This window comes from Caldanaerobacter subterraneus (assembly GCF_004345675.1).
Classification (GTDB): Bacteria; Bacillota; Thermoanaerobacteria; order Thermoanaerobacterales; family Thermoanaerobacteraceae; genus Thermoanaerobacter; species Thermoanaerobacter subterraneus.
In genome coordinates this window covers 36054-42580 of the sequence record NZ_SLWU01000022.1, presented here as the reverse complement: position 1 = coordinate 42580, position 6527 = coordinate 36054, and the positions used below count along the sequence as shown (strand labels likewise).

Genomic DNA, 6527 nt, shown 5'->3' with positions numbered 1-6527 from the left:
GAAGAAGGTATAAAGCAGCTTAAGAGGTATATAGAAAGTAGAGGTTTAAAAGATAGAAAGGATGTAAAACAAGCACTTGTCATATTCATAGGCAAAGATGAGTACCAAGTAATTGAAATATAGCCTAAAATACCTATCTAGTTTTTGTTTCGAAAAATATTCTGCTTGTGTACATTTGTTAAAAACATCACAATTAGATTCGGTAATCGAAGTAACAGGTAATCCTAAAGTACAGGAATTATTGCGCACGCATAAAAATGAGCAGACGGTAATAATTGATGCCAATGCAGCTAGACTGATGATGCGTATTGTCGAAGCAAAAGAAGACATGGCAAGAAAGCTTTATCTACAAGTGCAAGAACTAGCCAGAGAAGCTGAGAAATTGAGCAATACTATTAAAGAAATTAAAAATGCGGCTCAAGATGTAGCAGGTGGTGCAGAAGAACTTGCTGTGCGAAGTTCAAATTTAAACGACTCTGCAAATAGAGCCAGAAATTATGCCCAAAACATAGGGGATGTACTTTCGTTTATAAAAAGAGTGGCTAGCCAGACAAAATTGTTGGGTTTAAATGCAGCAATTGAAGCAGCGCGAGCAGGTGAACAAGGAAAGGGGTTTGCTGTTGTAGCTGAAGAAGTTAGAAAATTGGCAGAAGAAAGCGCACAGGCGGTAGAACAAATTGGGAATATTTTAAAAAATATTGAAGGTTCGGTGGAAACAATTGTAGGAGAAATAGATAAGACAACCCAGATTGCTGGACTTCAGGCTGGTTCTACTCAGCAGATTGTTAGGGAAATTATGCAGTTGGAACATACAGTTAACAATTTAAGAAATGTGGCACAGCAGCTGATAAGTTTAGGTTTATACATTTTACCTCAAAGAGTTATAAAATTTTCCTTAAACAAGAAGGAAAATCTTATTTTTTGTCGAATATATATTAATTGGATTGGTTATCCATTTTTCTGACATGATCCAGCAGGGTTTATGCGGCTGTTTCGGCGCCCGTAGATTCTGCTGGTGGTAATAGAAACACAGGGAAGGGGAGGGTGTTTTTCAAAAACACCTAATCCCTAATAGAAGGCTATTACCTTTTTTCTTAAAATGATATAATATAGGTGAGAGATATTATGAAAAATAATGAAAATGGAGATTTTTTGAATGCTCCTCACGATAAAGGTTATAAATACTTGCTTTCTCACAAAAAAGTCTTTATTGAGCTTTTAAGAAGTTTTGTCAAAAAGGACTGGGTAAATGAGATAGATGAATCCAGTTTAATCCGTATAAACAAATCTTTTATACTGCAGGATTTTAAAAATAAAGAAGCGGATCTCATCTATCGAGCAAAATTGAAAGATAAAGATGTTTTCTTTTACATATTGATGGAGTTTCAGTCAAAAGTTGACTTTCAAATGCCTTACAGGCTGCTTCTGTACATAGTTGAAGTTTGGAGAGAAATCTTAGGAGATATTCCAATAGAAGAGCAAAAAAGGAAAGATTTCAAATTGCCTGCAGTTATTCCTATTGTGCTTTATAATGGAGTCAACAGATGGACTGCTTCTTTGAACTTCAAAGAAATAGTAGACTCATATCAATTATTTGGAGAGAACTTAATAGATTTCAGGTATATATTAATTGATGTAAATAGATATGATGAAGAAGAGCTTTTGCAGTTATCTAATTTGATAAGTAGTATATTCTTACTCGATAGGCGAATAGATAAAGAAGAATTAATTGAAAAATTGAGGAAAGTAGCGGATACCTTGAAGAACATATCTGAGGAAGAATTCATAATACTTAGAAATTGGCTTTTCTCAGTTGTATCGAGGTTTCTGCCGAAAGATAAAGAAAAAGAGGTAAAAGAGATTTTGATGCAAAGTGAGGGGGTGAAGGAGATGATTTCTAATCTTGAGCGAAGCTTGAGAGAAGAATTTAGGAAAACGAGAAGAGAAGCACTACAAGAGGGATTGAAAAAAGGAAAACTAGAAGGCCTAAAAATAGGGAAAATAGAAGGGAAAATAGAAGGAATACGTATGGTAGTGTTTGAACAGCTCAGAGAAAAATTTAAAGATATTCCGACAGAATATATAGAAGGTATTGCAAAACTGGATGACAAAACTTTGCTCCAGTTAGCAAAAGACATTTTAAAAATGGAAAAATTAGAGGAGTTGGGAAAATATATAAATTGAAATAAGTTTGAACTATTTTTTCACCTAAGGAAAGAAAAAAGCTAATTGTACGAAATCATAATTTAGTATAATTGGGTAGGTAAGGTTAAAATGAAAAATGAAGAGGTGAAATACTATGGATGTAGATGTATCGGTAATTACTCCTACATACAATAGAGCTACGCTTTTGTTAAGAGTATGGAATAGCCTTAAAGATCAAGATATAAATTTTGAGTGGATTGCTGTTGATGATGGATCTACTGATAATACAGAAGAAGTTGTGAAGAAAATTGACGATGAAAGGGTAAAATATATAAAATTTAAACAAAACAAGGGAGTTAATGCAGCAAGGAATGCTGGTGTCCATTTTGCAAGTGGGCGATATATCGTATTTTTAGATAGTGACGATGAGTTATATCCGAATAGTTTAAAAACGATGGTTGAAATTATGGATAATGCTGATTATAGTATAGGTGCAGCAGCATTTGCAACGGTTATTGCCAATACAGGCAAGCAAGTATCCCAATTAAAAGATGGTGAAATATTGAATGAATACGATATTGTATGTAAGAGAAAAATTTATGACGGCGAAAAAATATTTGTATATAGGCGTGAAGTATTTAAAGATTTTCATCTTCCTGAAGATCTAAAGGGATGTGAACACGTTTTTTTAAATGAAGTTTCAAAAAAGTGGAAGTTTATAACTATTAATAAACCATTAAGAATTATTCATCGTCAAGAAGATAACTTGTCAAATGCTGACAGTTTAATCAAACGTTCGTATGATATAGCAAAATCCTATGAACGCGTATTAATAAATCATAAAGAAGTTTTAAAAGATCAAAATGAAGTTATTTTGTTTTATCTAAAAAAAACAATCTATAGATACGGCGTTGCTGGTTCACGCAAAGATGTGTGGCGGGTGTATAAAAATATGATTAAATATTCGAAAAAAATCTCGGATTATTTTGAAGCAACTGGTTTGTTATTGCTTGGATTAATTGGTGCAAAATATATTGAGTTTTTAAGGATAAATAGAATTAACAAACGATTATTGGAGGGAAAATAAATTAAATGCTTTTAATTATTTTTTTGTTCATGTTAGTTTTATTAGCAATTCTAAACTATTATATAGGAAAAACGCTATTATACCCTCCGGTGGTTTTCTCTTTATGGTGGGCATTATTATTATTTTCTTTGGTTATAGCAGGAGATATATTCTATGAAATATCAGCAGAAACTTTACTTATATATTTTATGGGAGCTTTTGCATTTAGTTTAGGTGGAATTATTCCATTTTTAGTTGCGAGAAAAAATATTAAGTCTGTATATACTATACAAAAAGCCTTTGAATATAAATCCTTTCACAAAAAAGTTATTAATGCAGGTTTATTGATATCTTTGATAGTGTTACCTTTCTTTTGGTTTAAATTAAGAGAAATTGCAACTTTATCGCATATTGATAATTTCTGGGTTGCTATAAGATATGAAACTGTGTACGGAAGTGCTAATTTAGGGTTTTTTAGGTATTTTCTTGGAGTTCTTAATCTTTTTACCATATTTTCTTATCTAGAAAGTTTAGATAAGATATCAAAAACTGATAAAATAAAAGCTTATTTCGTGATAGTGATAGCAATAATTTATAATCTATTACTCATGCAAAGAATTGGAATAATTTTTTTAGTGTTTGCATTTATAGGAGTAAAATTCATATATGAAGGGGAAATTAATTTTCAATTTTTATTTAAATCCATAGCTGTTTTAGTTATTTTGTTTGGTATACCTGCAGTATTGTTAGGTAAAGGTGGAAGTATACATAATAGCTTCATAGAGAATATAAAAGGCGTTTCAAAAATGGTGGCACTGTATACCTTAGGTGGAGCGGTGGGGTTTAATAATGTGGTCATGAATCCTAGTCGTTATATAGGTACAGGCTTTACAACTTTTAGATTTTTTTATGCAGTTTTGGATAGAATAGGTTTAGCTCATTACAATCTGCCTAAGATGGTGCCTATATATACCGATACTCCTTTACCTACAAATGTGTATACTATTTATTATACATATTTTTTGGATTACGGATATTTAGGTGTATTTATTCTAATGTTCATAATAGGTATATTTTCTTCACTTGTATTTAAACGTGCTTATATTAAAAAAGAGAAAATTTATATTTTTTTATATGGCATGGTATTTGCTGGGCTTATAATTAGCTGTGCTAATGAGTTTTTTTTCACAACAGTTAGTTATTGGATTCAAGCAATAATTTTCTTATACATTATTTATAGATTTCCAAAATTATTATTACAACCAGTGAAAAGGTGTGTGGAGGGTAGAAGTTGAAAAAATTGGATATAGTTATAGTTAATTGGAACAGTGGAGAACAATTGAAAAGTTGTCTTGAATCTATTGTTAAAACAGATAAAACCGGGTTTGAATTAAATAAAGTTGTTGTTGTAGATAATGCATCATCTGATAATTCGTTGTTTGGGTTAGAAGAAATTGATTTGCCGTTAAAAATAATTAGAAATTCTACAAATCGAGGTTTTGCTGCAGCTTGTAATCAAGGTGCTAAAGAGAGTGATGCAGATTATTTATTGTTTCTCAATCCTGATACTGTTCTTTTCAAAGATTCTCTTTCAAAACCGATTGCTTTTATGGAAAAAGCGGAAAATAGAAATATTGGAATAGTTGGAATTCAGTTAATTAATGAAAATAAAGAAATTAGTCGTACATGTGCACGGTTTCCTACATTAGGACAATTTGTTTCAAAAATTTTTGGTTTAGATCGTTTGTTTCCTAAATTAAGTTATTTTATGGCTGAATGGGATCATAAGAGTGATAGATTTGTTGACCATGTAATCGGTGCGTTTTTTTTAGTACGTAGACAATTATTTGAAAAACTTAATGGTTTTGATGAAAGATTTTTTGTTTATTTAGAGGATTTAGATTTTTCATATCGAGCAAAACAATTAGGATATAGTTCTTATTATTTAACATCAGCTCAAGCATATCATAAAGGTGGTGGTTCTTCAGAAAAAGTTAAAGATGTGCGATTATTTTATTCGTTGCGTAGCAGGATATTATATGGATATAAGCGCTTTAATTGGATTTCAGCAACTTTTCTTACTTTTTGTACGTTAATAATTGAGCCAATAACAAGAATTGTTTTTGCAGTTATGAAGGGCGCATTTGTTGAAGTTATTGAAACATTAAAGGCATATAAATTACTTTGGTCTGATATTCCACGTTTGATATTAAAGGGGAGAAAGTTTGAATGAAGGTATTACTTTTAAGCCGTTATGGTAATCTCGGAGCCAGCAGTAGAGTACGAACGTATCAATATATTCCTTATTTAAAACAGGAAGGTATTGATGTCACCATTGCTCCCTTATTTAATAATGAGTATGTTGAAAGTTTATACGAAAAAGGCAGAAAAAAGCTGAGTATTGTTTTATCTTCGTATTTTAGAAGGCTATTCGATCTAACAAAGATAAGAAAATATGATTTATTATGGGTAGAAAAAGAATTGTTTCCTATGTTACCTGCATGGGTAGAAGAGATTATTGCAAAATTAAAAATTCCATATATAGTAGATTACGATGATGCAATTTTTCATAATTACGATTTAAATAAAAACCCTATAATACGTGTGTTACTAAGAAATAAAATAGACAGAATTATGAAAAATGCATCAGTAGTTATTGTTGGAAATGATTACCTAGCGGAACGGGCCCAAAAAGCAGGTGCGCGGCGAATTGAATATCTTCCAAGTGTGGTTGATTTAAATCGCTATAAGTTAAAAGAATGGGGGACTGACCCGTATAATAATGAAACTTTCAATATTGGATGGATAGGTTCACCGGCAACATCAAAGTATTTATTCCATGTATATCGACCATTAAAAAAATTCGTTAAGAATAAAAATGCACGCTTAATACTCGTTGGTTCAGGTAAAATTAATTTACCTGATATTCCATTAGAAATAAGAGAATGGAATGAAGAGAAAGAAGTTAAAGATATACAAGATTTTGATGTTGGCATAATGCCGTTGCCTGATAAGCCTTGGGAAAGGGGTAAATGTGGTTATAAGTTAATACAATATATGGCTTGTGGTGTCCCTATAGTTGGTTCACCAGTTGGCGTAAATAATAAGATAATCATTGATGGAGTTAATGGTTTTAGGGCAAGCACGGATGATGAATGGATATATGCTTTCGAAAAATTATATAGTTCAGCTGAGTTAAGAAAACAAATGGGATTAAAAGGCAGAAAAATGGTAGAAGAAAATTATTCTTTTCAAGTTACTGCACCCAGATTAATTAAAATATTTAAATCGATATTTTAAAGTTATGTTGAAAAGG

General features: G+C 31.4%; 6 protein-coding genes. All 6 read left to right on the top strand.

Annotation, left to right across the window (positions count from 1 at the left end):
• Positions 1-298 precede the first annotated feature (298 nt).
• A complete protein-coding gene (locus tag EV203_RS14155; protein ID WP_207910885.1) occupies positions 299-964 on the top strand; it encodes a methyl-accepting chemotaxis protein in 666 nt (221 codons plus the stop codon).
• A gap of 161 nt (positions 965-1125) precedes the next feature.
• The gene (locus EV203_RS10060) at positions 1126-2184 is read left to right on the top strand and encodes an Rpn family recombination-promoting nuclease/putative transposase (protein WP_132040421.1); all 1059 of its coding nucleotides are present in this window, start codon (positions 1126-1128) and stop codon (positions 2182-2184) included.
• A 115-nt stretch (positions 2185-2299) separates the two neighbouring features.
• Positions 2300-3232 (top strand): glycosyltransferase family 2 protein, encoded by a 933-nt coding sequence (locus EV203_RS10055; RefSeq protein ID WP_132040419.1) that lies wholly within the window; start codon positions 2300-2302, stop codon positions 3230-3232.
• Between the two features lie 5 nt (positions 3233-3237).
• Positions 3238-4506 carry an O-antigen polymerase gene (locus EV203_RS10050; protein WP_132040417.1) on the top strand — a complete coding sequence of 423 codons (1269 nt, stop codon included), beginning with the start codon at positions 3238-3240 and terminating at the stop codon, positions 4504-4506.
• Complete coding sequence (locus EV203_RS10045) at positions 4503-5444, top strand: glycosyltransferase family 2 protein (RefSeq protein WP_207910884.1); 942 nt, start codon at positions 4503-4505, stop codon at positions 5442-5444. The genes EV203_RS10050 and EV203_RS10045 overlap by 4 nt, the downstream gene beginning before the upstream one ends.
• Positions 5441-6511, top strand: a complete 1071-nt coding sequence (locus tag EV203_RS10040; RefSeq protein ID WP_132040415.1) for a glycosyltransferase family 4 protein — start codon at positions 5441-5443, stop codon at positions 6509-6511. Before EV203_RS10045 ends, EV203_RS10040 begins: the two co-directional genes overlap by 4 nt.
• Positions 6512-6527 lie beyond the last annotated feature (16 nt).

Excerpts from the sequence above, each read along its gene's own strand:
- EV203_RS10060 (WP_132040421.1), top strand. The coding sequence starts at position 1,126 with ATGAAAAATAATGAAAATGGAGATTTTTTGAATGCTCCTCACGATAAA.
- EV203_RS14155 (WP_207910885.1), top strand. The coding sequence starts at position 299 with ATGATGCGTATTGTCGAAGCAAAAGAAGACATGGCAAGAAAGCTTTAT.
- EV203_RS10040 (WP_132040415.1), top strand. The coding sequence starts at position 5,441 with ATGAAGGTATTACTTTTAAGCCGTTATGGTAATCTCGGAGCCAGCAGT.
- EV203_RS10055 (WP_132040419.1), top strand. The coding sequence starts at position 2,300 with ATGGATGTAGATGTATCGGTAATTACTCCTACATACAATAGAGCTACG.
- EV203_RS10050 (WP_132040417.1), top strand. The coding sequence starts at position 3,238 with ATGCTTTTAATTATTTTTTTGTTCATGTTAGTTTTATTAGCAATTCTA.